The organism is Paenibacillus sp. EZ-K15, assembly GCF_002573715.1.
GTDB lineage: Bacteria > Bacillota > Bacilli > Paenibacillales > Paenibacillaceae > Paenibacillus_AQ.
In genome coordinates this window covers 30,960-56,747 of record NZ_PDHM01000017.1, presented here as the reverse complement: position 1 = coordinate 56,747, position 25,788 = coordinate 30,960, and the positions used below count along the sequence as shown (strand labels likewise).

Sequence of the window (25,788 nt, the reverse complement as noted above, 5' to 3'; positions counted from 1 at the left end):
GGTTTGCAACTCGGCGTGGCATCCAGCGCAATCTTTATGGCGATTGCTGCTGGTTTGTATGGACTACAGAAACGAAAGCTTGAGATCCGTGATTAGCCTATCAGAGGTTGAAATAACATTCAATGACAAGCTAGAGAAATAGAGTTCATTTAGCTAACTGGATACGGTAGTTGAACCATGATAAAGAGGCGGCTGATCAAACGATCAGCTGCCTCTCGTTTTTGGAAAATAATGAACAGCCCCTTATAACCGCAATAGGAAGGATGGGCAACCTTTCATTGACTTAACGAGTCACAGGGACAGAACTTCTCCTACTTCTCAACACGCCAATCTACCTTTTTCAAGATCAATACGATGGAAGTCAGCAAGAAAAGCAAGAGTACAAGCGTGTATGATTCATAATTGGCTGATAATTCCATTATGTATGCAATTTTAGACATTCAAAATTGAAGTGTCCAAAATATTAGACATCGTCCATCCAAGCTAATTTCACAGTTTCAGCCGTTTGAGCTTATTGTAGAGCGTAGCCCGAGAAATGCCGAGCTGCTTAGCCAGCGTGTACTTGTTCCCGTTGACCGCTTCAAGCGCCTCACGCATTAGGTTCCGCTCGTATTCGTCAAGCCTAGCCTGGTAAGTAGCACCGTTGATGGGTCCGGTACTTGGACCAACATCCTCTCCCGGCTGCGGACTCTTATCGCCGGAATAAATATGGTCTGGCAAATATTCGCGCCGAATCTCTCCTTCGGTAGAGAAGATGACGAGGCGCTCAATGGTGTTGCGCAGCTCGCGGATGTTGCCAGGCCAATCGTAATGAAGCAAATCCTCGAATACCTCCGGCGTAAACGAATGAATATGGCGGCCATAAACGAGCGAGAATTCGTGAAGAAAGGACTGTGTCAGCTCGTAAATATCTTCTTTGCGGTCGCGTAAGGGGGGAACCTCCAACGTTACGACGTTTAGCCGGTAATATAGGTCCTCGCGAAAGCTGCCGTCATCAATCATCCGCTTCAAATCACGGTTTGTGGCCGCGATAATCCGGCAGTCGGCCTGCAGCAACTTCGTGCCGCCGACCGGGAAGTAACTCCGCTCTTGGAGCACGCGCAGCAGCTTGACCTGAAGATCAAGAGGCATTTCCCCGATCTCGTCAAGGAATAGGGTGCCGCCGCGGGCCAGTTCGATCTTTCCTTTCTTCCCTTTCGGGTCTGCACCTGAGAAAGCGCCCCGTTCGTAGCCAAATAATTCGCTCTCGAACAGTGCGGCTGGTATGGCTCCGCAATTGATTGCAATGAAGGGGGCGTTCATCGACTCGCGGGACTCGTGGATCGCCTTCGCGAATAATTCTTTTCCGGTACCGCTCTCACCCAGGATAAGCACCGTCGCTTTCGTCGAACTGATCTTCTTGATTGTTTCGATACTGTGTTTAATCGCGCGGCTCGTTCCCTTGATATGCTGAAATGGGTCTGCCGCAGGGTTCAGCAGGGCCACTTCTTTCTGAAGATGATGGACCTTGCTTGTCATCTGCAGCAGCTCTTGATGCAGCCGCATTTGGGTGGTCAGGTCTGATTCCGCCGCAACGGCGCCAATAATCCGATCCTCGAGAGTAACCGGATTCGAATTAATTAGGACGAACAGGTCGTGCCGCGGCCGATGCTGCATTTTATGGGCGGGCTGGCCGGTTTCGAGCGTGCGAAGAGACTGCAGACGATCGACGGGAAAGAAATCCGAAGCAGGCTTGCCGATGATATCGTCTTTCGGAATGGAGAATATATGCTCCGCACCTGATGTCCAGACGGCTACACATCCTTCCTCGTCAATCAGCGTAATGGCAACGTCCGGGTCCAAGGTATCCAGCGTTGTTGCAAAATAAGCCTCCAGCACCCGGTGAGCCTGCACCACCGCATCCATAACATCCTGTGCGGAAAGGTAACCGAGAGCCTTGCCGTCGTTAAGAACGATCGCCAATGAACAAGAGTTGAAGGCAGCAGAGACTTTCGTTAACGGATCATCTGTGTTTACCGTCTTGACGTTGATCAAGATATCTTGAACATTCAGAATGGTTTCGGCGGCCGATACAGGCAGCAGTGCATATTGACCGGACTCATCCCTGACAAAAACAGGGGTAAACTCGGCAGCCATCCGCGCACCCCGGATGGCTACAAGGTCGGTCAGATCTACAATTATGCAGTCCGTGCGGATGAAATGCTCCACGACCGGCAATTGATGCTTCATTCGATTGCCCCCTATTTTATGGGAAATGTAAATGCTTACAATCTTGTATTAGGGCCATTATACCGGGCCTGTTTTCCAGTGTAAATCATTTGAACATATTTTTGACGACCATCCATAGATTAGCAGGCTTTTCTGCCAGCCGTCGGGTGTAGTACGGGTACCACATGCTGCCGTAAGGCATATAGCAGCGGATTCGGTAGCCTTCCTTCGCCAATTGCGCCTGGTCGTTCATTCGCAGGCCGTACAACATCTGGAATTCGTAGGCATCGTTCGGGATGCCGTTCTTAAGAGCATATCCCTTGACCCAATCGATGATGCGATCATCATGCGAGGCAATGGCGGTATACACGCCTTGGTCAAGGTGCATTTGAATGAGGGCTTTGAAGTTATCGATGACTTCGCTCATTTGCTGATAGGCAACGGATGCCGGCTCCTTGTACGCTCCTTTTACGAGACGGAGGTTTACACCAGCTTCAATCAATCGCTTCACATCTTCTCGTGAACGCAGCAAGTAGGCTTGAATCACAGTCCCGACATTGGTTAATCCCTCCCCGTGAAGGCGAAGAACGATATCGATTGTCGCTTGTGTAAAGGGGGAATCCTCCATATCAATCCGTACGAAATTGTTATCTTGTTCAGCCTGGATGACGATGTCCCGAATGTTGCTATAGCATGCTTCCGGATCAATGGCCAAGCCCATCTGCGTTGGCTTCAGCGATACGTTGGAGTTCACCTTCCGCATGGCGATCCCATAAATTAAGCGTATATATTCCTCTCTGTAGCCTGCAGCTTCCGATAACTGTGTGATTCCCTCCCCCAGATGATCCAATGTGACGATGATCCCTTTCTCGTTCAACCTCTCAATTTCATCCAACGCTTCCTCCAAGCTGTTACCTGCAATGAATTTAGCTGCTAATTTACGGCCGTACCGAAGGGCAAGATTCTCGACCAGTTTATTGCCGGAAACTGATAATAATACTTTTCGATAGAGTTCAGTACTATCCACGGTTGATTTCTCCTTTCAGGCTGTCATTGCTCGTGCAATGAATCTTTACCAGGTTAAACTGCAAGCAAAAATCGTTCCAGACGAAAGAAACAAGCACAGTTGGCACGATAATTGCTTATTATCCAAGAGGACCGGTGGAATAGGGTTTGACGCTTCCAGCCAAATCACACGAAAAAGGGTGGGTAATAATTATGAGAACTGAATTCAGGAACGAGTCGTTTGTTAACTTTAAGGATGAGCGTAACAATGCGGAATATGACCGCGTACTTGAGCAGACGGAAGCAGGACTTGGCAAAGAGTATGCGTTAATCATCGGAGGTGAGCGCATCATGACTGAGCACAAAGCCGTCTCCATTAACCCTGCGAATAAAGCTCAGGTGGTCGGTATCGTATCTCAGGCGAATGTACAATATGCGGAGCAGGCAATGCAGGCGGCTGCAGCTGCCTTTGAGACTTGGAAGCGGACTGATCCGAATGAGCGTGCACGTTATTTATTCCGGGCAGCAGCTATTTTGCGCCGGCGCAGACATGAATTTTCCGCCTTGATGACATTTGAGGCAGGGAAGACCCGGGTAGAAGCGGATGTTGAAACGGCGGAGGCGATCGATTTCCTGGAGTTCTATGGACGCGAGATACAGCGGCTTAGCCAGCCGCAGCCATTAACGGTTAGCCAGGAAGAAGAGAATGAGCTGTATTATCTGCCTTTAGGCGTCGGTGTCATCATTCCGCCATGGAACTTTCCATTGGCCATTATGGCAGGCATGACGATGGCTGCCGTTGTATCCGGGAATACCGTCGTCCTTAAACCGGCCAGTCCAACACCTGTCATCGCTGCCAAATTTATGGCACTGCTCGAAGAGGTGGGGTTGCCGTCAGGCGTCGTCAACTTCGTTCCTGGACCGGGTGGAGAGGTCGGCGATTACCTTGTTGACCACCCACTGACCCGTTTCGTCAGCTTTACAGGCTCCCGCGATGTTGGACTCCGCATCAATGAACGGGCGGCCAAGACGCAACCTGGGCAAAAATGGATCAAACGTGTCATTGCGGAAATGGGCGGCAAAGATGCGATCATCGTTGATCAGGATGCAGACCTCGATCTGGCGGTGGACGCCATAACGCTGTCCGCCTTCGGTTTCTCCGGGCAGAAGTGTTCGGCTTGTTCCAGGGCTATCGTCCATGAGAAAGTCTACGACATCGTGCTGCAACGTGTAGTGGAGCAGGCAAGTCAGCTGGTAATGGGTGTCCCGGCAGCCGCCGCAACCGATGTAGGTCCTGTTATTGATGAAAAGGCATACCACAAAATTCAGGAGTATATCGAAATCGGAAAACAGGAAGGACGCTTGGTCCTTGGTGGCGGCACAGGAGATCCGAACGGATTCTTCATCGAACCGACGATTTTCGCGGATGTAGACCCGAATGCCCGGATTTCGCGGGAAGAAATATTCGGTCCGGTAGTTACATTCACGAAGGCGCAAACCTTTGATGAGGCGGTGGCGTATGCCAACAATACGGATTATGGCTTGACCGGTGCCGTCATTTCTCGTAGCGGGCCGAATCTGGAGAAGGCAAGACGCGAACTTTTCGTTGGCAATCTGTATTTCAATCGCAAATGCACTGGCGCCTTGGTCGGAACGCATCCTTTCGGCGGATTTAATATGTCAGGCACGGATTCAAAAGCCGGCGGTCGGGATTATTTGCTGTTGTTTACGCAGGCAAAGCTGGTAGCTGAGCGCTTCTAACAGGATGAACATCAGATCGCTCAACATATATAGTCTAAAATATTAGACACGAAATCATGATGTTCATTTCGAATGTTTTTGAGTATAGTCAAGAGGGAACAGTATATTCATTGAAGAGAGCCTGCGGGAGGAGGAGAATCTGTTGCTGGGCTATCAATTAGTGCAAGACCAAAGCACGAAGCTGGCAATAACTCCTGAACTGAAGCAATCGATTCATATATTAACCATGTCTGCCGAAGACCTGATCCGGTATTTACAGGAGCAGGAAGCTGAAAACCCGGTCCTTGAACTCGAATTCAGACGGGATTACGACGCTTATGGCTACAGGAGCAGGGCCACAATCAGCAATGGGTACGAGATGGATCCATTAGGGAACGCAAGGCAGTCGCAGGACACGTTGGAGTCAAGGCTTAGGAGCCAACTGCGTATGCTCCCCCTGCCAAGGGAGGTATACCGAATTGCGGCATTTATGGCGGGGAATCTAAGTGATGACGGATATCTGGATATCCCGATCACCGAAATCAGACGGAAGCTTGGCGTATCAGAAGAGCTTATTCGGACCGCGCATGAGGCATTGCAATCGTTAGAGCCTGCCGGTGTCGGCTGCAGAGATTTGCGGGAATGCCTGCTGTTGCAGATTATTAGAGATCCGGCGGCCGTTCCGTATGCCTATGAAGTCGCAGAACGGTATATGTCGGAGCTGGCATACGGGAAGCTGGAGAAGATCGCAATGGCTTTGAACATACCCATGGAGACGGCAAGGACGGCATCGGAATATATTCGCGGATTGAATCCTCGTCCGGGGCTGGCGTATGCCTCGTTAGAGCCAGAGTATATCGTTCCGGATGCGATCGTCGAAAACTATGAGGGTGGCTTCATAGTTTCGATCCATCCGGAAAATCTCCCCAAGCTCTCCATTAACAACTCCTCCCGAGAATGGGTTAAGTTGCGGGGATCAGCCGAAGCCACTTCGTATTTGAGCAGCTGCGTCCGATCTGCCCGTTGGCTGGTTCGGAGCTTGGAGAAGAGGAACCGGACAATGATGAGGGTTGTCAATGCCATTATGGAGGAGCAGCGACAGTTTCTGGTTGAAGGAATCAAGGGAATTGCACCGATGAAGATGAATACGATATCCACCAAACTGGATCTACATGAATCGACCGTTAGCCGGGCGGTGAACGGTAAATTCGTACTTACGCCGCATGGTGTGCTCCCTCTGAAATATTTTTTCTCCGCTAGACTATCGACGACGGGCGGTAGCGGTGTATCCTCCCGGAGTGTTAAAGCCCGAATCAAGGAGCTTATCGACGCCGAAAATAAAAACATTCCCTATTCGGACCAGCATATGGCGGATATGCTGCGAGCGGAGGGAATCCGGCTGTCTCGAAGAACGGTTGCGAAGTATCGGGAACAAATGCAGATTATGCCCTCCTCGTTCCGCAAGCGTAGATAGAAAAGGGTGTCTCGGATAGCTTTCCGAGACACCCTTTCTTGGGTGCGCCCAGCATGGGCGATAACTTGGAGATGAAAGTCCGCGTATAGCCGTATGCGCGATATTACAGCGTTCGATTACAAACGAAAAGCTCTTATAGGCAGGATACTATGACTTTCCTGCGCGGTACGAGCGCCTGCGTAAGTTGCACTTAAGCGATTGAACCGCCGTATACCGAACTTACGTACGGTGGTGTGGAAGGAAGGCTACTCAACTAATGGGTAGCCTTCCATTTGATTTTCAATCCTCCTGAGGGGTGCGTCATTTTCCTTCAGTCGGCTGTTGTATCGGCATCATTCTGCTCTCGTGTCAGCGAACTTGCAAACGATCCGATTCCCTTCATCATAATGTCAAGCGACTCCATTAAATGGTAGAGGATTACCGGAGGAACGGTGTCGTCATCAGGCATCCCGGCTTCCTCTGCGAGGTTGATGATATGGTCATATCCAATAACCTGCATACAGATCTGATGCAAAAATCCGGCCGATTCATAGTAAATGCGGTTCGGCGGATTCATATCCTGCTCACTCATAAAGGCGTTCCGAATATCGCAGCATAGCTTGAACAGATTAACAGCCAATGTTTTCAGAACCGATGAAAGGTCTGCATAGGCGCTTTTGCTGCCGGAAGTAGAATCTTGGTAGTGACTTGCTGCAAAATAATCAGTACGGGTAATCTGTCTTAAGTAAGAGACGGTTCTCTCCGTTAATTCGCAATATGAATGGGGCATGGCAGCATCCGGTGCGGAATCGATACGGATTCTCTTTAATCGGGAGGCGGCTTCCGTGAGCGGCGTCGCATCGAGCTGCAGCTGCTTCGCGGATTCCCTGAAAGAACGGATCAGTCGTGTCGACACCATCATAACAGAATCCGCGGAATCGGCCGGACGTTGTCCCTCGAGAAGTTCTTTTGCCATCCATAATCGATACTTTAATCCCTCGATGGCTGTGATTAACTTGTGCGAAAGTTGATGGGCGGCGACATTTAGCGTAGTCAAAATGATCCAATCGGCTGTATGAGGGCCGTTCACGTGAATGTCTGGATCAACCACCGCATAGTTTCCTTTATCCTCAAGCATCAGCTCCAGTGCCCGGTTGGCAAGCACCTCGTTCATATTCACATTCAGGATATTGCTTGAAGAACCATGGATATAATCTGTAATAAATTGCTCCGAATGCTTTCCATCCATGATTTCATCCGTCGCCTTCATAATGAGATTTCCGATTCGCTCCGGCACGATGCTTTGATCTATGCCTGCACGTACGGCTGCACTTTTGACGGAAGCCAAAGCCTTAATAAATTCGCTATGGACGCGAGCGTTCACAGTGGGATATTCTCCGGCAGCGCGCATCGTCTCCACGCCGTAGTATGCATGGGAGGGCACGTTGACCTCTCCGTTCTTATCCCGCTCAATTCTTAACATCATCATCTCATCCCTTTCGAAAATGTTGTGTCGTCATTTCCTTATGGGGATACACGCAATTTTCGTGCCATCAAGATGGGATTTTCCGAGATATGGGCTCTTTGGATGAACAATTCATTCATCAAGACGAGTCCTTCTCTGAAACGTTAATCTTTGGCTGAAGAAGTCAGAGACGTAGAATACCGTGACTAGTGGTGATTTTTCCATAGTTTAGGCGCTAAAGATATCGTTGCTCCCCTTGTAATGTTGGTCTCGATGTTTCCAGAAAGTTCTTATTGGAACTTAGAAAAGAAATTTGGAAGATTATTTACATACATTCTGTACGTATGTTAAAATCAATCTACTTATGAAGAAGAAGTGAGAGAGTAGGGAGTCATAATGAGTGTGTATATACCTTATAGCGACCGCTGCATGACTTATTTTCAAAATTGGATAAAGGACCCTAACTCACATGTTAGAAGATTAGTAAGTGAAGGAACGCGACCACGGCTACCATGGGCTAAAAAGATTCCTCCATTAAAAAATGATGTACAAAATAATTTGAGTTTGCTAGAAAAATTAATGTGTGATAGCTCTCGCTATGTTCAAAAGTCAGTAGCCAACCATATTAATGATTTAACAAAAGATAACCCCGAAGCAGTCCTCACATGGATACAGAAGCATATATCAGATAATCATGGTACTAACCCTAAAATCATTAAACATGGATTAAGAACTTTAATAAAATCAAAGGATGAACATGCATTGGAGTTATCCCGTCAAGTGGAGCAAGGAGTGTAGGCGGACTTTAGCAGGGACATCTGGATGCAATGGTTGGAGACAGAAATAATGATGCCCCTGACATTGTGTTAATGGCAAATGATTTAGAAGAGACCTTATACGGTGAAGTTAAGCCTTAAAGCGATACGTACAAAATGCGAGGGTCTGGAGGGCGCGGTAGAGTCGGTGTGAAAAAGGGACCCCATCCAACATCGGACGGGTCCCTGCTTCATTTCTTACGTCTTGGCGGTTCCGTTAATCTTCTCGAAGTACGGGGCCAGCTTGGAGGCAAGTTGCTCAAACTGCTGCTGTTCTTCTTGGGTCAGCATCTCCTCATGACTGACTCCTTTTTCATCGGTCATCTTCAGCTTTAATTGCACCACCTGCTTGGTCAGCTCCATACACTCCTTGAATTCGTCTTCCGTGAGCTTGCCTTTTGCGGCTTGCAGCATTCCCTCAATCTCTTGATACTCTTCAGGTGATACGCCGTGTTGTTCAATGTCTTCAACAGTTCCGAATATTTCATCGGCTAGATAGGAAGAAGAAAATACAGCAGACGGAATCAGGATTGCTACTGCGATAATACCTGCGAGCATGCGTTTTTTCATGTGAGATCCACCTCTCTTTTCGTTAACATAGTGTTGATAGGACTGCCTTACACGTCCATACAAATCGGGTGGGCAGTGCATCGAATTGGCCACCTGGCGAAGCTCTTCACGCAATTCCTTGTCAATGGACATACGCGTCTCCTCCCGTCATTTCGAATCGTTTCCGGAGTTCTTTCATTGCCAGATGATGCCTGGATTTCACTGTGCCAACGGGGATCTGCAGAATGTCTGCGATTTCTTCCAGAGTATAGTCGTGAAAATAGCGAAGGATGACGACCACACGTAGTTTGTACGACAACTGACGGACAAGGTTGAACAGCTCATGTTGCAATTCAGTTTGCAATGTCCGTCCAGTCAAACTGTTCGCAAATCATCTGGCGGTTACGTTCAAAGATGCGAAGTCGGCGCCAGGCCTTTCTTTTCCAATCCTGGACAAGACGGACCGTGATTCCGTGCAACCAAAACCGGAACGGCCGGTTCGGGTCGTACTTGTGAATCGACCGCTACATGCGCATATAAACTTCATTCACGATATCCTCAATGTCTTGTTTGTTATAGACGAGAAAAGCAACCGTTCGATAGACGTCTTGGTGTGTCGCCTGATAGACAAGCTGAAAGGCCGACTCGTCGCCAAGCGTCGCTTTTTCAAGCCAGGCAAGTAACTCTTTATCATTCATGGGGGCCCCTCCTGAACATGTTACAACCCTTAATTCGCTCCCTTCGCGCAAAAGGTTCAGTAAGCGAATAAACTTTTTTGACGATACCCGCCATTATAGGAACTTCTTCGGTGTATCAGCCATGTTTTATATCAGGATTAATTAACCTCCTAGAAGTGAAATTATAGGCAATTAAAATGAGATTAACAGGTATTCCGGCGAAGGAGGTCATGGACGAGCTTGGTTTCAGGAATGTAACTCAACTCAAAGTTTGATCTTATTTAAGGTAAAGGATGGTAGTTCATATAAAGCGTTATTAACATTAATTGGGACTTATGAATATTGACCTTTTGTGAAAAAATAACAAAGGGTTCCAGGGCTAAGCATGCTGTTAGATTTCATCGCTTCATCTGATCATTAACTTTCACTAATGTTAGATAGATAAAATGGAAAAGGTGATTCATATGGATAACAACATCAATCTGAAAGTGATGTCCTACAGCATACGGCACGGAAAAGGATTAGATGGGAAAGCAAGTTTGAGCCGCATAGCGGAAGTGATCACAAAAGCCCAACCGGATATTGTTGCATTGCAAGGGGTGGACCGTTTTATGCCCCGAAGCGGCTTTCGAGATCAGCTGAAAAGGCTGGCTAAACTGCTCGGGATGCAGGCTTGTTTCTCTCCTAGCGTTAATCTCATTATCTTTCAATATGGAAACGCTATTTTAAGCCGCTATCCGATAATTTCAAAAGAAATTCAGTATATTGGCGGGTCTAAAGAGAGAAGAAGCATCTTAATGGTAAAACTGCAAATTAATGAAGACGTGGTTACAGTAGTAAATACGCATTTGGGGGTACATATGAGGGAACGGATAAAACAGAATCCAATTCTTTGGAGTGTTTTAGAGAAACTGGAACAACCGACGATCCTGGCCGGGGACTTTAATATGGAGATGGACGATCCTTTCATGAAACGGTTGAACTCCCGATGGAAAAAAGTCACGCTTCAGAACAACCTGCCTACCATGGAAAATGGTAAGGAGATCGATCACATCTTTGTAAACATGCCGACAGAACTGGCCACAGCCAGGGTTATTCCTTACGACGCTTCGGATCATTATCCGGTCATTGCAGAACTTCGCTGGCAGTAACATATGATCTTTATGGAGAATATAAGGGGCGGTAATCGCCAGACGATTTTATAAATCCATGCAACAAAGAAATTGGGATGATCTGTCATAAAGACTTTGTGTTTTATCCACGAAGAAATGAACCTCATCCATGTATAGAAGGTTGTATCGGAAATAGAAAAGGGACTGCTTGGGGCTGGACAATGCAGGTAGCGAATCATAGGAAAAATGCTCGTTGGACGATGCCATCTAGTAATTAAAATTACTGAATAGACCGATGAAGTTCCCTGAACGGAATCTTAGTCGGTCTTATTTTCTGCAAGGGGACTTGATTTTCTGTAAATAAAGATATATGATTGACCCATCAATTATTGACGAGTCAATGAATTGAAGGAGGTATTTATCATCTCTACATGTCATACAGAAGACCTGCTGTACTTGCTAATGCATTTAAACAAGCATATAGCGACCCGGTTTGAACGATGTGCTGGAGTTAGTCCCAATCGGCTCGAACTCCTATGCAAACTGACGGGTGGCGAAATTAGCCAATCGGATCTGCAGAAGGCAGTGTCTATTGATCCTGCTGCGGTGACCCGTCATGTTCAGCAGTTGGAAGCGGAAGGAATACTTCTGCGAACTAGATGTGAGAGCGATAACCGGATTACGTTAGTTCAGCTAACCGAAGAAGGCAAGAGAAAAGTAGCGATGTTTAAAGCGGAGAAAGATCGATTTATGGAGGAACTGCAGGCAGAGCTCACGGAATCAGAACGACTTGCGTTTGTTCAAGTGCTGCAGAAGCTGAACAGCCAGATTCAACAGATGAAAGAATCTAGTAAGACCAATTAACTTATAGAGATTAAAGGAGAGAATATCATGACTGTAACATCCCTAAACAATAATTATAAAGAATTAATTACTTCTCGTCGCTCTGTGCGTGTGTACGATCCAGCGGTCAAAATCAGCCGTGAGGAAATGACTGAGATTTTGGAAGAAGCAACTTTGGCACCATCTTCCGTTAATCTTCAGCCTTGGAGATTTCTTGTCGTTGATAGCCCAGAAGGTAAAGCGACGCTTGAAGAGCTTGCACCAGGTAACAAAACACAAGTTACAACTTCCTCTGCAGTCATTGCCGTTTTCGGAGATATGAACGCATTTGATAATGCTGACGAAATTATGGGTACTGCTGTGGAAAGAGGCTATTTGCCGCAAGAGATTAAAGATCAACTGATGGCTAACTATACTGATCTTTTTGCACGTATACCAGCACAAGCTTTTCGCGAAATGATTCTTATTGATAGCGGCTTGGTATCCATGCAGCTCATGCTTTCTGCTCGTGCCCGTGGATATGATACAAACCCGATTGGCGGATATGACAAATCCCGAATTGCGGAAGCATTTGGTATGGAAAAGGAACGTTATGTACCGGTTATGCTCATATCTGTAGGTAAAGCTGCTAAAGAGGCACGTAGAACAACTCGTCTGCCTATTGACCGCATTGCGGAGTGGAAGTGAGGTTATGACTATGATTATTATTCATGCAGAAATGAAAGTAAACCGTGAAGTAGAAGCAGAATTTCTGGAGTCCATACAAGAACTTATTGCGTCATCCCGCGCGGAGGCAGGGAATGTGTCGTATAAACTCCTGAAGGATACAGATCAGGATGGCACATATTTGATGGTTGAACAATGGAAAGATGAAGAAGCAGTAGGGGCTCACAATGCAAGCAGCCATTTTCAGGCGTTCGTAGCTAATGCTCCAAAATACTTGACAGCTCCGTTACAGGTTCAAGCTTTTACAGGTCAGCCTATTAGAAAATAATTAAAGATCTAAAGTCAAAAAAAGGTCGATCCCTGAGGATTGACCTTTTTTTGCGCCAGTTATGATCGAAGAGATATTCCTATAACCGGACGGTTTGTTTATAATTATCTTTTCCTTTTACACTTACTGGATAACAACCTAAACTTGAAGTACAGCCACTAGAATGAGCGATACGAACAACATATGCCATGATTAGTATCCCCAATGCGTAGTCAAAGAGGACGTATGAAACAAGGAGGTTATTTGATGGTTAATGTTTTTGCCGTAGCTGATATCATGGTCAAACATATTAAGACCCATTACCCCCAAGATGTTGCGATTGTCGGATATTACGGGTCATATTTACAGGGTAGGGCGACTGAGCGATCGGATTTAGACTTTTTCTTCATACCGGCCTCTCCTAGAGGAAAACAAGTGGAATTACAGTTTATAATCGACGGTATTAGTTTTGATTTCTGGCCTATCTGCTGGGATCGTGCTGAAAGAATGGCAACATCTGAAGATTGGAGCACGACCATTATTGCGGAGTGTGAACTATTGTATGTCCGTTCAGAAGAAGATCTAGCGAAATTCATGAAACTTCGCGAGACCATATCTTCCATGGAGGAGCCATTCAACACACTAACATTGGTCAACAGAGCAGAAGTTGTAGTGCGTGATTGTTTTACTAGCTTGATGAAGTTCCGACTTGCCGGAGACTCCATGGATTTGTCCTTTTGTCGAACACAGGCACAAGAAATTTCCGCTCACATTTTTAGATCTCTTGCATTGATAAACCAAAGATACTATACACGTAGTTGGGGACATTATCGTGAGCAAGTCAGAAATCTACCAATGAAGCCAGAACAACTGGATCTTTACCTTGACACCATAATGTTTAGCCATTCTAAAGATGAAATCAAGTCTGCTTGCGAGAAACTGACTTTAGACACACTTAATCTAATTTCAGAACGAAGAAACAAGCTCAAAGGATTACGTTCATACCAAGATTGGATGAAGGGATACTACGAAGAGGAAAGAGGAATGCTTAACAAACTCCTAACCGCTTGCGAAAAAGGTCACTATGAAACCGCGTTTTTCGTTGCTATAGGTGTTCAAGATGGATTGGCTCGTATACTGTACGCAACCGAAAAAGGACACTGGCCTGGCATTTTCAATTTGGGCGAGTATCGGGAATTTTATCATCGCTTCGGGTATCCAGATCTCACTGCGTTGCTGGATCCCAAAGATCTCGAACCGTTGCGAATAGCAGTTTTACAGCTTATAGAAAAATTAGAGAATCATCTTAGAACAGAAGGTGTATCATTGAACCAGTTCGACTCTGTCACTGAATTCGAATCATTTTATATAAACAGAGTATGAGTACATGTCGATAACACGGGTCACGATTATAGGTGTCCAGAAGTGAGAAACGGAGAGTGTATAGACGTGACAGTACAATTTCGGCCATATAGGGATGAGAGCGATTACATGGCGCTTCGCAAGGTGATCACCCAAAAGTTTGCCGACCCGAAGCGCCGGTTTTACCCGAGTCTTGGAGATTTTGACTACAACCGCGCCTTCGGCGGTGATAAGATCCTTCAGAGTCTGACAATCTGCGAAATCGAAGACGGAACGATCATCGGCGCGATCTGGCCGGGGCATTATCGAATTGTTTATTGTTTTACCGGGCCTGAATACGTTCACCTGGAAGATGAAATGTTCGCCTGGGTTGAAAGACACTACTGCGGTCTGTCGCTTGAAGATCGGAGTGGACTGGAAGTTTATATTTGGGGGTATGTCGAGGATCATCCCCGAGTAGAGACGCTGAAGGCAAGGGGATACGAGCAGCATACATGGTACATGTATTCCGGGGTAATCGATTTGGAAACTGCGAATCACGAGCCTCATTTTCCCGAGGGGTTCAAGGTTTGTCCGATTAAGACGGGTAATATTGAGCAAAAAGTTATGATCATGAGCGGTTCAGCTGGATTGACTGCGCCGGATATGAATATTTACCGCCGTTTGATGTCCTGTCCAACGTACAGTCAGGATTTCGACTTGGTTATACTAGACGAGGCGAATACAGTCGTCGGCTTTGCAAATATCTGGCTCGACAGCGAGAACAACATCGCGATTATCGAACCGTTCGGAACGGCTCCCACGCATCGAAGAAGGGGATTGGCGACAAACCTCTTATACGAGTGTATGCGCCGCTTGAAAGAAGTCGGCGTCAGTAAGCTCTACATTAATCATGGGGGAATGTGGACGCTTGAACGTGAACCGGATGACGCGATGCGCGTCTACACGAGGGTTGGCTTTCAAGAACTTGGAAATATGTTTGTATGGTGTAAGTCATTCTCATGAACTCTTAATAAACAGTTTCAGGAAAGATGCGGACATACAGAAATGGGTTATTTGCTTTCACTTCGTTTGAAAGTTGCCTGTGATCTTTTAACTCATACCGGTATGAAGCTTGATGAAATTGCGCGCGCTACCGATTTGAGTATGACACTTACTTTATCAAGCAGTTTACGGTTAAAAAAGGCATATCACCTATAGGAACATCACTCGCAAGTTCGCCACGGCCCAATAGATTCATATTTGATTGGCTTAGTCGGAGAGCCATCCAACTCAATTGACAGAGACCAGCTTAACAATTAATGTATGGGAGGATACAAGGTCATTTTATAATTGGAGGATATTTATGAATCAACGTTTTCGGATTACGAGATCCATGCAACCAAACTCAAGTGGTCAAGAGATTTCATTGGAAGAATGCCAAGCTTATTTTTCATCCAAAGCTGATTTTACTTATCAGACAGTGCTGAGTGTGAAAGGGGAGGAAAGCACTATGTCTATAGATGGGGATTTCTTTATGTGGAAACAGGGAGAAACCCTTATTCCATTCAGACACTATATGGGGGAGTTGTATGTAGCTGTTTCCCATCAAGAAATCGTATCCCTCATGATCGAAATTGCAACTGATTTTCGGGCAGATATCGTGGAAGGGTAATGTCTTTATTGCCGATTAGATGATATCTAACCAGATGAAAAGCGTCCCAATACAAACGACACAATAGTAAGGCTCTAATTCAGCCTCTGTGATTTTTCATACCAACACAATACCGACCCAGTTTTGGGTCGGTAGCATGTGAAGCGATGTGTTTTGCGGAAGTTAGTTGCCCCGAATTTGGCTCCACATGGACACCATGTCGATCCAGCCCCGATGCTCGGCGATCTTGCCGTCCACAACGCGATATTGACGGTAAAGCGTGACATCGATCGTATTGCCCGTGGGCGTGGTTCCAAAGAACATGCCTTGATGTGTGCCTTTCACAGTCATTCTCACGAGCACCTTATCCCCTTGGCCGATGATCTCTTCCACGGTGTAGCGTTTATCGGGAAATGCCTCCAAGATCGTTGCAGCGAATTTTTTCAGGCCTTCCTTGGATTGATAAGAGAGCTCTTGATAATCGTCGGTCAGAAATCGATCCACAGACTCCAATTGACTCTGATTCCAAAATGCCTCGATAAATTGAGTTACCGTCTCCACATTGGTTTGTTCCATCGTATTCATACTTAAACATCTCCTTATGAATGGGTTATTAGAATTGACTTAACGACGAAATGCCGTTCTTCATAGGCGGTTATTGAGCTTGGATTTGAGGCAAAAGCGTGGCCGTATCGAACCAGCCGCTGTGATCAGCGATGTTCCCGTCGATGACGTGAAATTCGCGGAACTGTGTTGCCTTCACGGTTCTGCCTGTAGGTGCATTTCCTGCAAAATGACCAACATGCACGGCCGTCATGAAGATTCTAGCGATGACCTTCTCACCTTGGGCCAGAATTTCCTCCACGGTAAACCGCCGATCCGTAAATGCCTCAACGATTTGCGGTGCAAAGAATTGATCGGTCTTCTCCAACATGCTCTGATTCGTAATGTCCTCGATAAACGCGATCACCACTGCTACATTTCTTTGTTCCATCGTTTTCATACAAAACATCTCCTTTTTTATGGTTGTAGAAATCGGTTATATAGGGGCAAACCTTTTTAGATTTTATCCACGAACAGGGACAATGGAATACAATCGGCTAACGCTTTGAATCTCGCATCGCAAGGATGAAGATGATCGCCGAAATCATAGTCGGGAAGCAGTTGTTCAGGACGCTGCGGATCAGCCAGCGCATTGTTAAAGTCCATAATGCCGTCAAATACTTCGTTGGTTCGGATCCATCGATTTACTTCTTGCCGGGTGAGTTCCTTTTCATTGGAGTAGTAAGGGGCGCCGCCAAATGGTGGGAGCGTGCCAGCAAAAATGCGAAGTCCTTTCTCATGTACTTTGGCTGCCAATTCCTTCATTCCACCAATAATCTGATCCGCGGTCGCGTTTCCGAGTCCGATATCATTTATACCTTCGAGAAAGATTACATCGGTAATTCCAGAATGTGAAAATATATCACGATCCAGCCGGGAAAGTGCGCTCTGTCCACCTATTGGCAAACCGACCTCAGGACCATTTTTCAAAATTTGATTGCCAACGATTCCTGCATTGAGCACGGAGATCGGAGAGGCTGGATTTTCTCGATGAAGTCGTTCAAAGAAAATATCCGGCCAACGATGGTTAGCATCTTGAGTAGAGGTACTCCCTTCTGTAATGGAATCACCAAAGGCGGCAATGACTCGAAAATGCTCATCTTGTGATAAAACCTCCATACCCGAAAGCCAGTAGTATGAATGAATCTTCTTTCAAAAAAATCCGCGTTGCTATCGTCGGTATGGTTTCCTTCGGCAACATAAGTGGACCTAGGAGGCGAAAAATGCCAAGTTGAGGTTGGGGTCGACTCAGGAACATAAACGCTGACGGTTACGTCAACATGTTCCTTTACTTGGAGATCGAAAGGATTCGTATATATTTCTTCTCCTGCAGGGATAACGATGGTGAATTGGCCATTCAAGGTAACTTGCCGACCGGTTCCGGGAACGACTTCCCCGTTTTTTGCGGATAAAGCTGCAGTCACTGTGCCGAATACCGCAGGCTTGGAACCGTAAAGATTGGAAAACTTAAGCCGGATCTTGGAGCCAAAGGCATGCGGATGTATAATCATTCGAATGGTTTGGTCCTTGAATCGGACTTCGGCAAATTTCCCATCAAAGTACGTTTGACTTGCAAACCAAGATCCCATCCAATGTCTGTCAGAATCCTTCTGTTCATTCATTATCAAGAAGAAACATCTCCTTCGGGATTAGGTTACCATTTGGTAACCTAATGGTGATAAGAAAAACGTCTATCGACGTACTTTCAAAGAAGACAGACCGTTGTTAGCTGTAGTTTTTCTTGCGAGATAAGGATGTTAAACCGCGGAAGTTAATACTTTCTGATCTCTTAAAAAAGGCTTGTGCTGTTAGTTTGCTACCGCAGCTTCTGTTGCTGTAAGCTTACGGGTGAGATCCACGAAACTGCCCACCGCATCTCGAATCCTGTCTCTCATTCCCTCATCTAACGGTGCGCCGTCGGGACCGAATGTATTCGATCCATATCCGATCGAAATCCACTGCGAACAGTTAATACCGTGCAAATTACGTACAATAGTCTGCAAATGCGAGAGCGAGCTTACTCCGAGCGGACCACCTGCGGAACTTACGGAAAGCACTGCCTTGCCCGCAACCTGGCTTCCGGTAATATAGTCCAAGGCATTTTTAAGAACTCCTGATACTGAGCCATGGTATTCCGGGGTAGCAAGGACCAAACCGTCCCCATCTGCAATTGCCTCCAAGACCTGCTTAACATTGGGATGAAAATCCCAGTTATCAGGTGAAAAAAGCGGCAGCTGCAGCTCCGATAAATTGACAAAGGTGACCGGAATTTGCTGGGCTTTCAAAATGCTTTCAATGTACTTGAGAAGGTACGTGCTTGTTGCATTTGCGCGGTTGCTTCCCGCAATCACCGTTATTTTCATCTTCAACATCACCTTTCATTTTTAAAAAGTTGGTTGTGGGCAGATGGATTTGTATGTCGCCGGCTGACAAACAGATCCGTTTGTGATAAAATGTGACCATTAGGTAACTTGTTGTGTTTTTATAATACGTTACCAAATAGTAACGTGTCAAGAGATTCAAACGAATTTATTTCAAATCGACAGAAAGGCGGTGTTTCGATTGGAGAATGACACATTCAAAGCACTTGCGGATCCCAGCCGCCGTAAGCTTTTGGACCTGCTTCACGCTTCAGACGGACGGACGCTGAATGATCTCTGTGCGCCACTAGACATGTCCCGGTTCGGCGTTATGAAGCATCTGAATATTTTGGAGGAAGCCGGGCTCATTACCACGAGAAAAGTTGGACGGGAAAAGTTGCACTATTTGAATTCGGTGCCCATACGCCAAATTTATGAGCGATGGGTGAGTAAATACGCCGAACCATGGGCGGCCCAGTTAACATCTCTTCAAAAAGAAATGGAGCGTGATACGAATATGGATAAGAAACCTCGGAATATAAACCAGATAGCGATTAAAGCAAAGCCTGAACAAGTGTGGCAAGCTCTCACGGATCCGACCAAAACGTCGAAGTTTTGGTTCAACTGCGCCATCCGAACCACCTGGGAAATCGAATCTTCATTCGAACTATGGAACGGGGAAGAGAAGAAAGCGGAAGGAATCATTCTGGAACTTGATCCTCCGAATAAGCTCGTGATGAGTTGGCGTTTTAGTTCGTTTCCGGGCACGGAGGGTGACCCCCCGTCGCGCATTACGTGGGAGATCGGTTCGCATGCCGAACTTCATGGCGTGACGCTCGTAACCGTTATACATGATGAATTCGAACAGGCGATGAGCACTGCAAAAATTCTTGAGAATGGGTTGCCGATTGTACTTTCAGGTATGAAGACGTTGCTTGAAACCGGAGAGACGCTCGCTGACCACTAAACATCCAGCATACTATTGGCTTACTGTGTTTTCTGATGAAAAACCGAATGGTTATGATGCGGAGGGTATGCCATCATAAGTACAGAGTTTCTCATGATGTTAAATCTGGATAGCTGGCCTATTGAAACAGAAAAGAAAACAAGATCATCAAGCGTGTCAAAACCGAGGAGGAAGCTCGACGTATCAATCATTTTTTCGATAGAACGGTTATCGATCTCAAAAAATTTGATGATCCAAATCTACATTTTTATGTTGGTGAAGAGAACGGGCATCCTGCATCATGGGGACGTTATTTACTATTAGATAAAACGGTATGTTTTTTAAGCGATGTATTTACTTCGAAAATTCATAGGGGTAAAGGAACTTTGCCGAAGAATGCTTATTGATGCCAAGCAGGAAGGCGCTGTCAAGTGTGTACTTGCTTCTAGTCAAATGGGGTATCCTTTATATCTAAGATTGGGTTATCGAGATGTACCACTTTTCTAAATTCGCCATCTACAAAGGGAGCGAAGATTAGTGACGATTTTTCCTCGCAGGATAGATCGGCTAAATCTGACAAAAAGCGAGCGATGATTTTCCTGTGGAAGATCGATCGTTCGCTTTTGTTTAGGGTTAAAAAAACGGAAAACAAACCGTGATGATATTATTAGGCAATGATTCAACATGATCAGGCTATCGGTATTGAGATAAAGTAATACATAATAGAGGGGCAAACATGCGGTAATGGAGTGAGACTGATGTTAGATGTAGTGGATAAGAACAATTCAATTTACCCATAATCATCAAAAAATGGAGGGTGTAATTATGCAAAAAGTAGTTTTGAACAATGGCATTGAGATGCCTATACTCGGATTTGGTGTTTTTCAGATTGCAGATGACAATGAATGTGAACAAAGCGTTTATGACGCTATTATGGCAGGCTATCGACTGATTGATACAGCTGCCTCTTATCTCAATGAAGAAGCCGTTGGCAGAGCGATCAAACGAAGTGGCGTGGCAAGAGAGGAATTATTTATCACTACGAAACTTTGGGTTCAGGATACAGGTTATGAGCGCACCAAAAAAGCATTTGATAAATCACTGGAAAGATTGCAATTGGATTATTTGGATTTGTATTTAATTCACCAACCATTTGGAGATGTGTATGGCTCTTGGCGCGCTATGGAGGAATTGTATCGTGAAGGTAAGGTTCGCGCAATCGGTGTCAGTAACTTCCAACCGGATCGCTTGATCGATTTGATGATTCATAATGAAGTCGTTCCTGCCGTAAACCAGGTTGAAACACACCCATTCAACCAGCAAATCGAAAATGCAAAATTCATGAAAGAGAACCATGTTCAGATTGAGTCATGGGCGCCTTTTGCTGAAGGAAAAAATAACTTGTTCCAGAACGAGATGCTGGCATCCATAGCTGAAAAGCATAATAAATCCGTTGCTCAGGTGGTCTTACGTTGGCTAACACAAAGAGGTATCGTGGTAATTCCGAAATCTGTTCGTAAAGATAGAATTATCGAAAACTTCAATATTTTTGATTTTGAACTAAGCCAAGAGGATATGGAGCTGATTACTACTTTAGATACGAAACAGAGCCTGTTCTTTTCACATAACGATCCCGAAATGGTGAAATGGATCGGTACCCGTAAACTTGATATCTAATACGTCTCTACCAGTCAGACAGGTCAGCAAATTGCTTAAGGGAGGTTAACGTTGTACACAAGAGTTAAAAAACTGTTTGCAATCAAAGGATATCGATTATTTGTCATATGTGTTCTATTGGTCGGCACCGGAATCTCGATTACGCTGCCATACTTAGCACTCTATTGCACAAAAGAATTGGGAATGAGTGCAGGAGCCCTTGGCGTTTTTACAGCCGTGAGTTCATTAAGCGGCGTGGCGGCGAACACGTTCATTGGTAAATATTCGGATCGCAAGCAGGACCGGAAATTCATTATTATTTTAGCAACGATTTCTTCCGCATTGGGCTATACTTCCTATTTATTGTTTGATAACTTCTTGATTTTGCTGATTATCGTTAGCTTTTTTAGTGGTTTAGGGGCTGCTGCCATGCCGCAAATATATGCTTATGCTCAGGAATCGGCAAATGAAAGCAACTCTGATGATAAGACATTTGCGATGTCTACCTTACGTACACTTGTATCTCTCGGATTTTTGATAGGACCTTTATTCGGAACAATGATCTTAGAATTTGTTGGGTACAAGGGACTCTTTCTGGGGACTTCCGCCATTTTTCTTATAATCGCATCTCTTGTGCTTCTATTTCTGCCTAAAAAAAGAGCGGTTCAAAAGAAGAAACCCGATAGTGCTGGCTCAACATCAGACAAAGGTAAGCGAATCTGGTATCCATTGATTGCCTTCATCTTTCTATTTGCGGTTAATGCGATTAACGGGATCGTCACACCTTTGTTTATTGTAAACGAGATTCATGGTACGTATACCGATGTCGGATTGGTTGTTAGTATTTGTGCTGGTTTGGAGATGCCCATTATGTTTGCGCTAGGCGCCTTGGGCAGAAAGTTATCGAACCATTCATTGATGATCAGCGCCTGTTTTATTGCAATAATTTACAATATTATTTTAAGTGTTTCTACCGATTCCTGGCAGATTATTGCAGCACAGCTTTTGCAGGCAGTGTTTGTAGCTATTGTTATGGGCAATGGACTAAGTTATTTCACGGAACTGCTTCCGAACTCCCCGGGAATGTCCACAACGATCTATTACAACGGGTCCATTATTGGTAGGTTAGTGGGGAATTTAGGAGGAGGTATCATTGCTCAGTTTGCAGGGTTTCGTGTTGTTTATTGGGTATGTCTGGCCATTGTCATTGCCTCGTTCCTTATCCTATGGAGTATAAGACCCCATAAGAATACAGGACTAGCTACTTAAGGTTTAAATAATTCATCGGGACAGCTTGGCTCGAAATGCTCCTTCCTTAAAAATCAGATAGACACATAAAAAACGGCAACCATATTCATGGCTGCCGTTTTTTATGTGGAACGATATTACTATGACAACAGGCTGTCGGCCCGCGATTAGGTAGGGGATTCATGCGTTTATCGTTTCATCGTAGTTCTCCCGCAGGCGCTTTATATCTTCTTTGGGTGGAAAACCAAACATACGAGAGTATTCACGGCTGAATTGCGATGGACTTTCGTAACCAACCCGGAATGCAACATCAGCGGCATCTGTGGACTCAGATAATAACAATTGCCGTGCTTTTTGTAATCTCAGTTGTTTTTGGAATTGAATTGGGCTCATCGCGGTTACCTCTTTAAAGTGGCGATGAAGCGAAGAGACACTCATATTTGCTATTTCCGCAAGTTCCTCAATCCGAAGAGAGTGATCATAGTTATTCATGATCTGCTCGATAACGTCTTTGATAAGATGGGTAGAACTTCTTTCTATTGCGATTTGTTCCAGTGAACCCCCATGCGGGCCTTGCAAAACCCTATAAAGAATTTCCTTCGTATATAGAGGAGCAAGTGCCGGTATATCGTTCGGGTTATCCAGCAAACGAGCTAACCTGATTAGCGCATCTAACATCGGTGACTCGATTGGGCTCACAAACATACCACGCTTAGCATTTTCATTTTTTCCGACTTGAATTTTAAAATCATGTATAACTTCTAAGATCTGACTGGGAGTGAATTCAAGATGCAGAGCCAAATACGGAACCTCGGGAGAAGCTTCCGTCACTTGCCCCGAAACAGGCAGATCCACCGATACAACAAGGTAATTACTAGGACCGTACCTGAAGCGCTCCTGTGTCAGAAATACCTCCTTCGCACCTTGAACAATAATACATATGCGAGGCTTATATATGCTGTGAGTTAATTCGGTAGTTTGGGAGCGGCGAAGAAAAAATAAAGACGGGATCGCAGTAACATGAGCACCATCCTGTCCTGAATATGTCTCTATGATTGTGGCGAGCTCCATCTGATTTTTATAGATTGAATCCGTCATATAATCCTCCTTGTTTTTTCATCTTTGCCAATTCTATTCTAATGCATGCTTTCCGGTTGTGGAAATGGGTGTAAGATTATCAGGCAATCATTTGATATGAATGGGATATCGGTTTCTTTCTCAACTGTTGCATAATAAGGATGCGTATAAATATAACCGCTTAAAGTAATAATGTTCCAAATAAGGAAAGAAAAATCATATACGAAGAATTGGAGGGAGCCGCTTTCATGAGAACTATCAATTAATACAAAAAGGAGAACCTTGTGAAGGCGCACGAGTAACCTGGATAAACCCTTCATATTATTAGACTCAAAGAAATTTCGAAAATCATCACTCATCTTTCATTCTATGCTGGGTGGCCTAAAGCTTGGTCAGCATTTAGGATTGCCAAATAAATTTATAACGATTAACAGAAAGGAGAGATTAAATATGTCACACGGAGAATTAAGCAATAGCACAATTTTTCCATTGGGAGAAAAAGTGGAAGCAAACTTTATTGGGGATGCTTACTTGCATATGGTGTTTACTGATCCAACCCCTCTCAATGCATCCATCGGGAATGTAACTTTTGCTCCGGGAGCTCGTAATAACTGGCACTCTCATAGAGTTGGGCAAGTATTGTTAGTCACAGGTGGTGAGGGTTGGTATCAAGAAGAAGGAGAACCAGCTCAATTACTCAAAAAGGGGGATGTTGTTAATATCCCGCCGAATGTAAAACATTGGCATGGTGCAACAAAAGACAGTTGGTTTGTACACTTAGCAATGACACCAGGAGAAACGGTTTGGTTGGAACCTGTAGAGGATGAATGGTTTAATAAATTATAAAACAATAACGCATCGAGTCATTTGATTCGATGCGTGTCGGACGACAAGAACATGAACACTTTGAGAGTCGCATTTTTGCGGCTTTTTTCATTTTAGGTATAATCGATAGCTCATTATTCATGCATTCTGCGGTCATTGCCTATTTCAGCTTTTACCAATATTCAAAAGGAGTTAATTTAATTTGATTTGATTTGATTTCGATATTCGAGAGGACTCATGTCATAAATCTCTTTAAAAGCAGCCCCGAATTTACTCTGACTTTTGTATCCCACTGCCAAAGCAATATCCCCGATGCTTTTTTGAGTCTTATGTAACATAGAAGCAGCCTGCCTGATACGATACTCTTTCATGTATGCCGCGATGGAAACACCGTATACTCCTTTAAAAGTAGTCTTTAGTACAGTAGGACTGATACAGTATTGCTGAGCTAGTTCCTCAATCGTAAATCTTCGTTCAAAATCTTCTGTCATTTTCTTTTGAATCTGTTTGATAATATCAACTTGCTGTCGGGCATAAATCGTCTTTTGTGTCTCACTGGCTATATCAAAGTAATAAAGATATATTAACATTTCTAGTACTTTAAGCCGGAAATAAGTGGTTCTGGCCTCGATAGGAACCGAGTACATACCGCAGAAGATATGCTGAATCTCTTCCTTGGCCTGTATAAAAAAGCACTCATCGTTTACAAAAAAACGAGTAGCCATTCCTTGAACATCAATGGGAAGATCGGGCAAATAATCTGATAGCTGTTCTGCTAACTTTTCCAAATCAATCGTAATGTTTATCCCTGTATAGTAGCCCAATGGAAGTTCAATGCAATCACTGTGGTTGCTCATTGTGTTCATGAACAAATCACCTTCGCCTATATATTGCAGGCACCCGTCCTTCATTTTACACTCGGCTCGTCCTTCCTGACAGTGATTTAGTTCCAGAATGTTACGTTTGGAGTGAAGTGTTGGTATAAAACGGCTCGCATGAAAGTTTAAAATAATCACTTCAACACCAGGCATTACAGCATACTCCGAGGCAGTACCTTGCCCATCCTTAGGATCCAGCTGGTAAACAATGTGGTCATGGTTCCGTGCTACAATCGTGCCTGTATTAAAATGTGAAAAAGCAGATGCTCCCATAGGTTGGTTTCCCCTCTGAATTTTATTTCTATTTCCCATCTTAATATATACGAATTCGAATAGACAATTTTCTAGACTCTTGGGTTT

At 45.0% G+C, this 25,788-nt stretch carries 24 protein-coding genes and 2 pseudogenes; 15 read left to right on the top strand and 11 right to left on the bottom strand.

Going from position 1 to position 25,788, the window contains the following annotated elements; genetic code table 11:
* Positions 1 to 489: 489 nt before the first annotated feature.
* Both CRG97_RS16795 and CRG97_RS16790 read right to left on the bottom strand, forming a co-directional pair.
* Positions 490 to 2,229 carry a sigma-54 interaction domain-containing protein gene (locus tag CRG97_RS16795; RefSeq protein ID WP_098745329.1) on the bottom strand — a complete coding sequence of 580 codons (1,740 nt, stop codon included), beginning with the start codon at positions 2,227 to 2,229 and terminating at the stop codon, positions 490 to 492.
* A gap of 85 nt (positions 2,230 to 2,314) precedes the next feature.
* A complete protein-coding gene (locus tag CRG97_RS16790; RefSeq protein ID WP_098745327.1) occupies positions 2,315 to 3,235 on the bottom strand; it encodes a proline dehydrogenase family protein in 921 nt (306 codons plus the stop codon).
* Positions 3,236 to 3,426: 191 nt separating this feature from the next.
* On the opposite strand from CRG97_RS16790, the gene pruA reads away from it, so the two are divergent.
* Positions 3,427 to 4,974, top strand: a complete 1,548-nt coding sequence (pruA, locus tag CRG97_RS16785) for an L-glutamate gamma-semialdehyde dehydrogenase (RefSeq protein ID WP_098745324.1) — start codon at positions 3,427 to 3,429, stop codon at positions 4,972 to 4,974.
* A gap of 142 nt (positions 4,975 to 5,116) precedes the next feature.
* On the top strand, positions 5,117 to 6,427 hold the full coding sequence (rpoN, locus tag CRG97_RS16780; protein ID WP_237566456.1) for an RNA polymerase factor sigma-54: 1,311 nt from the start codon (positions 5,117 to 5,119) through the stop codon (positions 6,425 to 6,427).
* Positions 6,428 to 6,737: 310 nt separating this feature from the next.
* Here rpoN and CRG97_RS16775 read toward each other — a convergent pair whose 3' ends face one another.
* Positions 6,738 to 7,895, bottom strand: coding sequence for a lyase family protein (locus tag CRG97_RS16775; protein WP_098745319.1), 1,158 nt, complete (start codon positions 7,893 to 7,895; stop codon positions 6,738 to 6,740).
* Positions 7,896 to 8,285: 390 nt separating this feature from the next.
* Here CRG97_RS16775 and CRG97_RS16770 point away from each other — a divergent pair.
* A pseudogene (locus tag CRG97_RS16770) lies at positions 8,286 to 8,669 on the top strand (DNA alkylation repair protein); the annotation flags it as partial.
* A 215-nt stretch (positions 8,670 to 8,884) separates the two neighbouring features.
* Here CRG97_RS16770 and CRG97_RS16765 read toward each other — a convergent pair.
* Positions 8,885 to 9,388, bottom strand: coding sequence for a DUF3600 domain-containing protein (locus CRG97_RS16765; protein ID WP_098745314.1), 504 nt, complete (start codon positions 9,386 to 9,388; stop codon positions 8,885 to 8,887).
* Positions 9,378 to 9,933 (bottom strand): annotated as a pseudogene (locus tag CRG97_RS16760) (sigma-70 family RNA polymerase sigma factor). The gene CRG97_RS16765 and the pseudogene CRG97_RS16760 overlap by 11 nt, the downstream one beginning before the upstream one ends.
* Before the next feature lie 443 nt (positions 9,934 to 10,376).
* Here CRG97_RS16760 and CRG97_RS16755 point away from each other — a divergent pair.
* The 7 genes from CRG97_RS16755 (at position 10,377) to CRG97_RS16720 (ending at position 15,856) form a co-directional block, all read left to right on the top strand.
* Positions 10,377 to 11,063, top strand: a complete 687-nt coding sequence (locus tag CRG97_RS16755; RefSeq protein ID WP_161952947.1) for an endonuclease/exonuclease/phosphatase family protein — start codon at positions 10,377 to 10,379, stop codon at positions 11,061 to 11,063.
* A gap of 423 nt (positions 11,064 to 11,486) precedes the next feature.
* Positions 11,487 to 11,888 (top strand): MarR family winged helix-turn-helix transcriptional regulator, encoded by a 402-nt coding sequence (locus CRG97_RS16750; protein ID WP_237566503.1) that lies wholly within the window; start codon positions 11,487 to 11,489, stop codon positions 11,886 to 11,888.
* Positions 11,889 to 11,915: 27 nt separating this feature from the next.
* Positions 11,916 to 12,554, top strand: coding sequence for a nitroreductase family protein (locus CRG97_RS16745; protein ID WP_098745306.1), 639 nt, complete (start codon positions 11,916 to 11,918; stop codon positions 12,552 to 12,554).
* Positions 12,555 to 12,564: 10 nt separating this feature from the next.
* Positions 12,565 to 12,861 carry a putative quinol monooxygenase gene (locus CRG97_RS16740; RefSeq protein ID WP_098745303.1) on the top strand — a complete coding sequence of 99 codons (297 nt, stop codon included), beginning with the start codon at positions 12,565 to 12,567 and terminating at the stop codon, positions 12,859 to 12,861.
* A 246-nt stretch (positions 12,862 to 13,107) separates the two neighbouring features.
* Positions 13,108 to 14,223 carry a hypothetical protein gene (locus CRG97_RS16735; RefSeq protein WP_098745300.1) on the top strand — a complete coding sequence of 372 codons (1,116 nt, stop codon included), beginning with the start codon at positions 13,108 to 13,110 and terminating at the stop codon, positions 14,221 to 14,223.
* A 66-nt stretch (positions 14,224 to 14,289) separates the two neighbouring features.
* The gene (locus CRG97_RS16730) at positions 14,290 to 15,207 is read left to right on the top strand and encodes a GNAT family N-acetyltransferase (protein WP_098745297.1); all 918 of its coding nucleotides are present in this window, start codon (positions 14,290 to 14,292) and stop codon (positions 15,205 to 15,207) included.
* A gap of 340 nt (positions 15,208 to 15,547) precedes the next feature.
* Entirely contained in the window at positions 15,548 to 15,856 is a 309-nt protein-coding gene (locus CRG97_RS16720) for a hypothetical protein (protein WP_098745295.1), read from the top strand.
* A 162-nt stretch (positions 15,857 to 16,018) separates the two neighbouring features.
* Here the strand turns inward: CRG97_RS16720 and CRG97_RS16715 are convergent, their stop codons facing one another.
* The 4 genes from CRG97_RS16715 to CRG97_RS16700 form a co-directional block, all read right to left on the bottom strand.
* Complete coding sequence (locus CRG97_RS16715) at positions 16,019 to 16,420, bottom strand: ester cyclase (protein WP_098745292.1); 402 nt, start codon at positions 16,418 to 16,420, stop codon at positions 16,019 to 16,021.
* A 70-nt stretch (positions 16,421 to 16,490) separates the two neighbouring features.
* Positions 16,491 to 16,838 (bottom strand): ester cyclase, encoded by a 348-nt coding sequence (locus CRG97_RS16710; protein WP_098745289.1) that lies wholly within the window; start codon positions 16,836 to 16,838, stop codon positions 16,491 to 16,493.
* A 56-nt stretch (positions 16,839 to 16,894) separates the two neighbouring features.
* Positions 16,895 to 17,557, bottom strand: a complete 663-nt coding sequence (locus CRG97_RS33700) for an SGNH/GDSL hydrolase family protein (protein WP_237566455.1) — start codon at positions 17,555 to 17,557, stop codon at positions 16,895 to 16,897.
* A gap of 689 nt (positions 17,558 to 18,246) precedes the next feature.
* On the bottom strand, positions 18,247 to 18,801 hold the full coding sequence (locus CRG97_RS16700; protein WP_202618948.1) for an NADPH-dependent FMN reductase: 555 nt from the start codon (positions 18,799 to 18,801) through the stop codon (positions 18,247 to 18,249).
* 199 nt (positions 18,802 to 19,000) lie between these two features.
* Here CRG97_RS16700 and CRG97_RS16695 point away from each other — a divergent pair, with 199 nt between their 5' ends.
* The 4 genes from CRG97_RS16695 (at position 19,001) to CRG97_RS16685 (ending at position 22,669) form a co-directional block, all read left to right on the top strand.
* Positions 19,001 to 19,765: an ArsR/SmtB family transcription factor gene (locus CRG97_RS16695; protein WP_098745284.1), complete on the top strand. Its 765-nt coding sequence runs from the start codon at positions 19,001 to 19,003 to the stop codon at positions 19,763 to 19,765.
* A 143-nt stretch (positions 19,766 to 19,908) separates the two neighbouring features.
* Complete coding sequence (locus CRG97_RS34250) at positions 19,909 to 20,151, top strand: GNAT family N-acetyltransferase (protein ID WP_481856210.1); 243 nt, start codon at positions 19,909 to 19,911, stop codon at positions 20,149 to 20,151.
* Between the two features lie 418 nt (positions 20,152 to 20,569).
* Complete coding sequence (locus tag CRG97_RS16690; RefSeq protein WP_098745281.1) at positions 20,570 to 21,421, top strand: aldo/keto reductase; 852 nt, start codon at positions 20,570 to 20,572, stop codon at positions 21,419 to 21,421.
* Positions 21,422 to 21,472: 51 nt separating this feature from the next.
* A complete protein-coding gene (locus CRG97_RS16685) occupies positions 21,473 to 22,669 on the top strand; it encodes a sugar efflux transporter (protein WP_098745278.1) in 1,197 nt (398 codons plus the stop codon).
* A 159-nt stretch (positions 22,670 to 22,828) separates the two neighbouring features.
* Here CRG97_RS16685 and CRG97_RS16680 read toward each other — a convergent pair whose 3' ends face one another.
* Positions 22,829 to 23,746: an AraC family transcriptional regulator gene (locus CRG97_RS16680; protein WP_098745275.1), complete on the bottom strand. Its 918-nt coding sequence runs from the start codon at positions 23,744 to 23,746 to the stop codon at positions 22,829 to 22,831.
* Positions 23,747 to 24,175: 429 nt separating this feature from the next.
* Here CRG97_RS16680 and CRG97_RS16670 point away from each other — a divergent pair, with 429 nt between their 5' ends.
* Positions 24,176 to 24,571: a cupin domain-containing protein gene (locus tag CRG97_RS16670; RefSeq protein WP_098745272.1), complete on the top strand. Its 396-nt coding sequence runs from the start codon at positions 24,176 to 24,178 to the stop codon at positions 24,569 to 24,571.
* A gap of 176 nt (positions 24,572 to 24,747) precedes the next feature.
* Here the strand turns inward: CRG97_RS16670 and CRG97_RS16665 are convergent, their stop codons facing one another.
* A complete protein-coding gene (locus CRG97_RS16665; RefSeq protein ID WP_161952946.1) occupies positions 24,748 to 25,701 on the bottom strand; it encodes a helix-turn-helix domain-containing protein in 954 nt (317 codons plus the stop codon).
* Positions 25,702 to 25,788 lie beyond the last annotated feature (87 nt).

Excerpts from the sequence above, each read along its gene's own strand:
- CRG97_RS16795 (WP_098745329.1), bottom strand. The coding sequence starts at position 2,229 with ATGAAGCATCAATTGCCGGTCGTGGAGCATTTCATCCGCACGGACTGC.
- pruA (WP_098745324.1), top strand. The coding sequence starts at position 3,427 with ATGAGAACTGAATTCAGGAACGAGTCGTTTGTTAACTTTAAGGATGAG.
- CRG97_RS16775 (WP_098745319.1), bottom strand. The coding sequence starts at position 7,895 with ATGATGATGTTAAGAATTGAGCGGGATAAGAACGGAGAGGTCAACGTG.
- CRG97_RS16765 (WP_098745314.1), bottom strand. The coding sequence starts at position 9,388 with ATGTCCATTGACAAGGAATTGCGTGAAGAGCTTCGCCAGGTGGCCAAT.
- CRG97_RS16755 (WP_161952947.1), top strand. The coding sequence starts at position 10,377 with ATGGATAACAACATCAATCTGAAAGTGATGTCCTACAGCATACGGCAC.
- CRG97_RS16750 (WP_237566503.1), top strand. The coding sequence starts at position 11,487 with ATGCATTTAAACAAGCATATAGCGACCCGGTTTGAACGATGTGCTGGA.
- CRG97_RS16745 (WP_098745306.1), top strand. The coding sequence starts at position 11,916 with ATGACTGTAACATCCCTAAACAATAATTATAAAGAATTAATTACTTCT.
- CRG97_RS16740 (WP_098745303.1), top strand. The coding sequence starts at position 12,565 with ATGATTATTATTCATGCAGAAATGAAAGTAAACCGTGAAGTAGAAGCA.
- CRG97_RS16735 (WP_098745300.1), top strand. The coding sequence starts at position 13,108 with ATGGTTAATGTTTTTGCCGTAGCTGATATCATGGTCAAACATATTAAG.
- CRG97_RS16720 (WP_098745295.1), top strand. The coding sequence starts at position 15,548 with ATGAATCAACGTTTTCGGATTACGAGATCCATGCAACCAAACTCAAGT.
- CRG97_RS16715 (WP_098745292.1), bottom strand. The coding sequence starts at position 16,420 with ATGAATACGATGGAACAAACCAATGTGGAGACGGTAACTCAATTTATC.
- CRG97_RS16710 (WP_098745289.1), bottom strand. The coding sequence starts at position 16,838 with ATGAAAACGATGGAACAAAGAAATGTAGCAGTGGTGATCGCGTTTATC.
- CRG97_RS33700 (WP_237566455.1), bottom strand. The coding sequence starts at position 17,557 with ATGGAGGTTTTATCACAAGATGAGCATTTTCGAGTCATTGCCGCCTTT.
- CRG97_RS16700 (WP_202618948.1), bottom strand. The coding sequence starts at position 18,801 with ATGAAAATAACGGTGATTGCGGGAAGCAACCGCGCAAATGCAACAAGC.
- CRG97_RS16690 (WP_098745281.1), top strand. The coding sequence starts at position 20,570 with ATGCAAAAAGTAGTTTTGAACAATGGCATTGAGATGCCTATACTCGGA.
- CRG97_RS16680 (WP_098745275.1), bottom strand. The coding sequence starts at position 23,746 with ATGACGGATTCAATCTATAAAAATCAGATGGAGCTCGCCACAATCATA.
- CRG97_RS16670 (WP_098745272.1), top strand. The coding sequence starts at position 24,176 with ATGTCACACGGAGAATTAAGCAATAGCACAATTTTTCCATTGGGAGAA.
- CRG97_RS16665 (WP_161952946.1), bottom strand. The coding sequence starts at position 25,701 with ATGGGAGCATCTGCTTTTTCACATTTTAATACAGGCACGATTGTAGCA.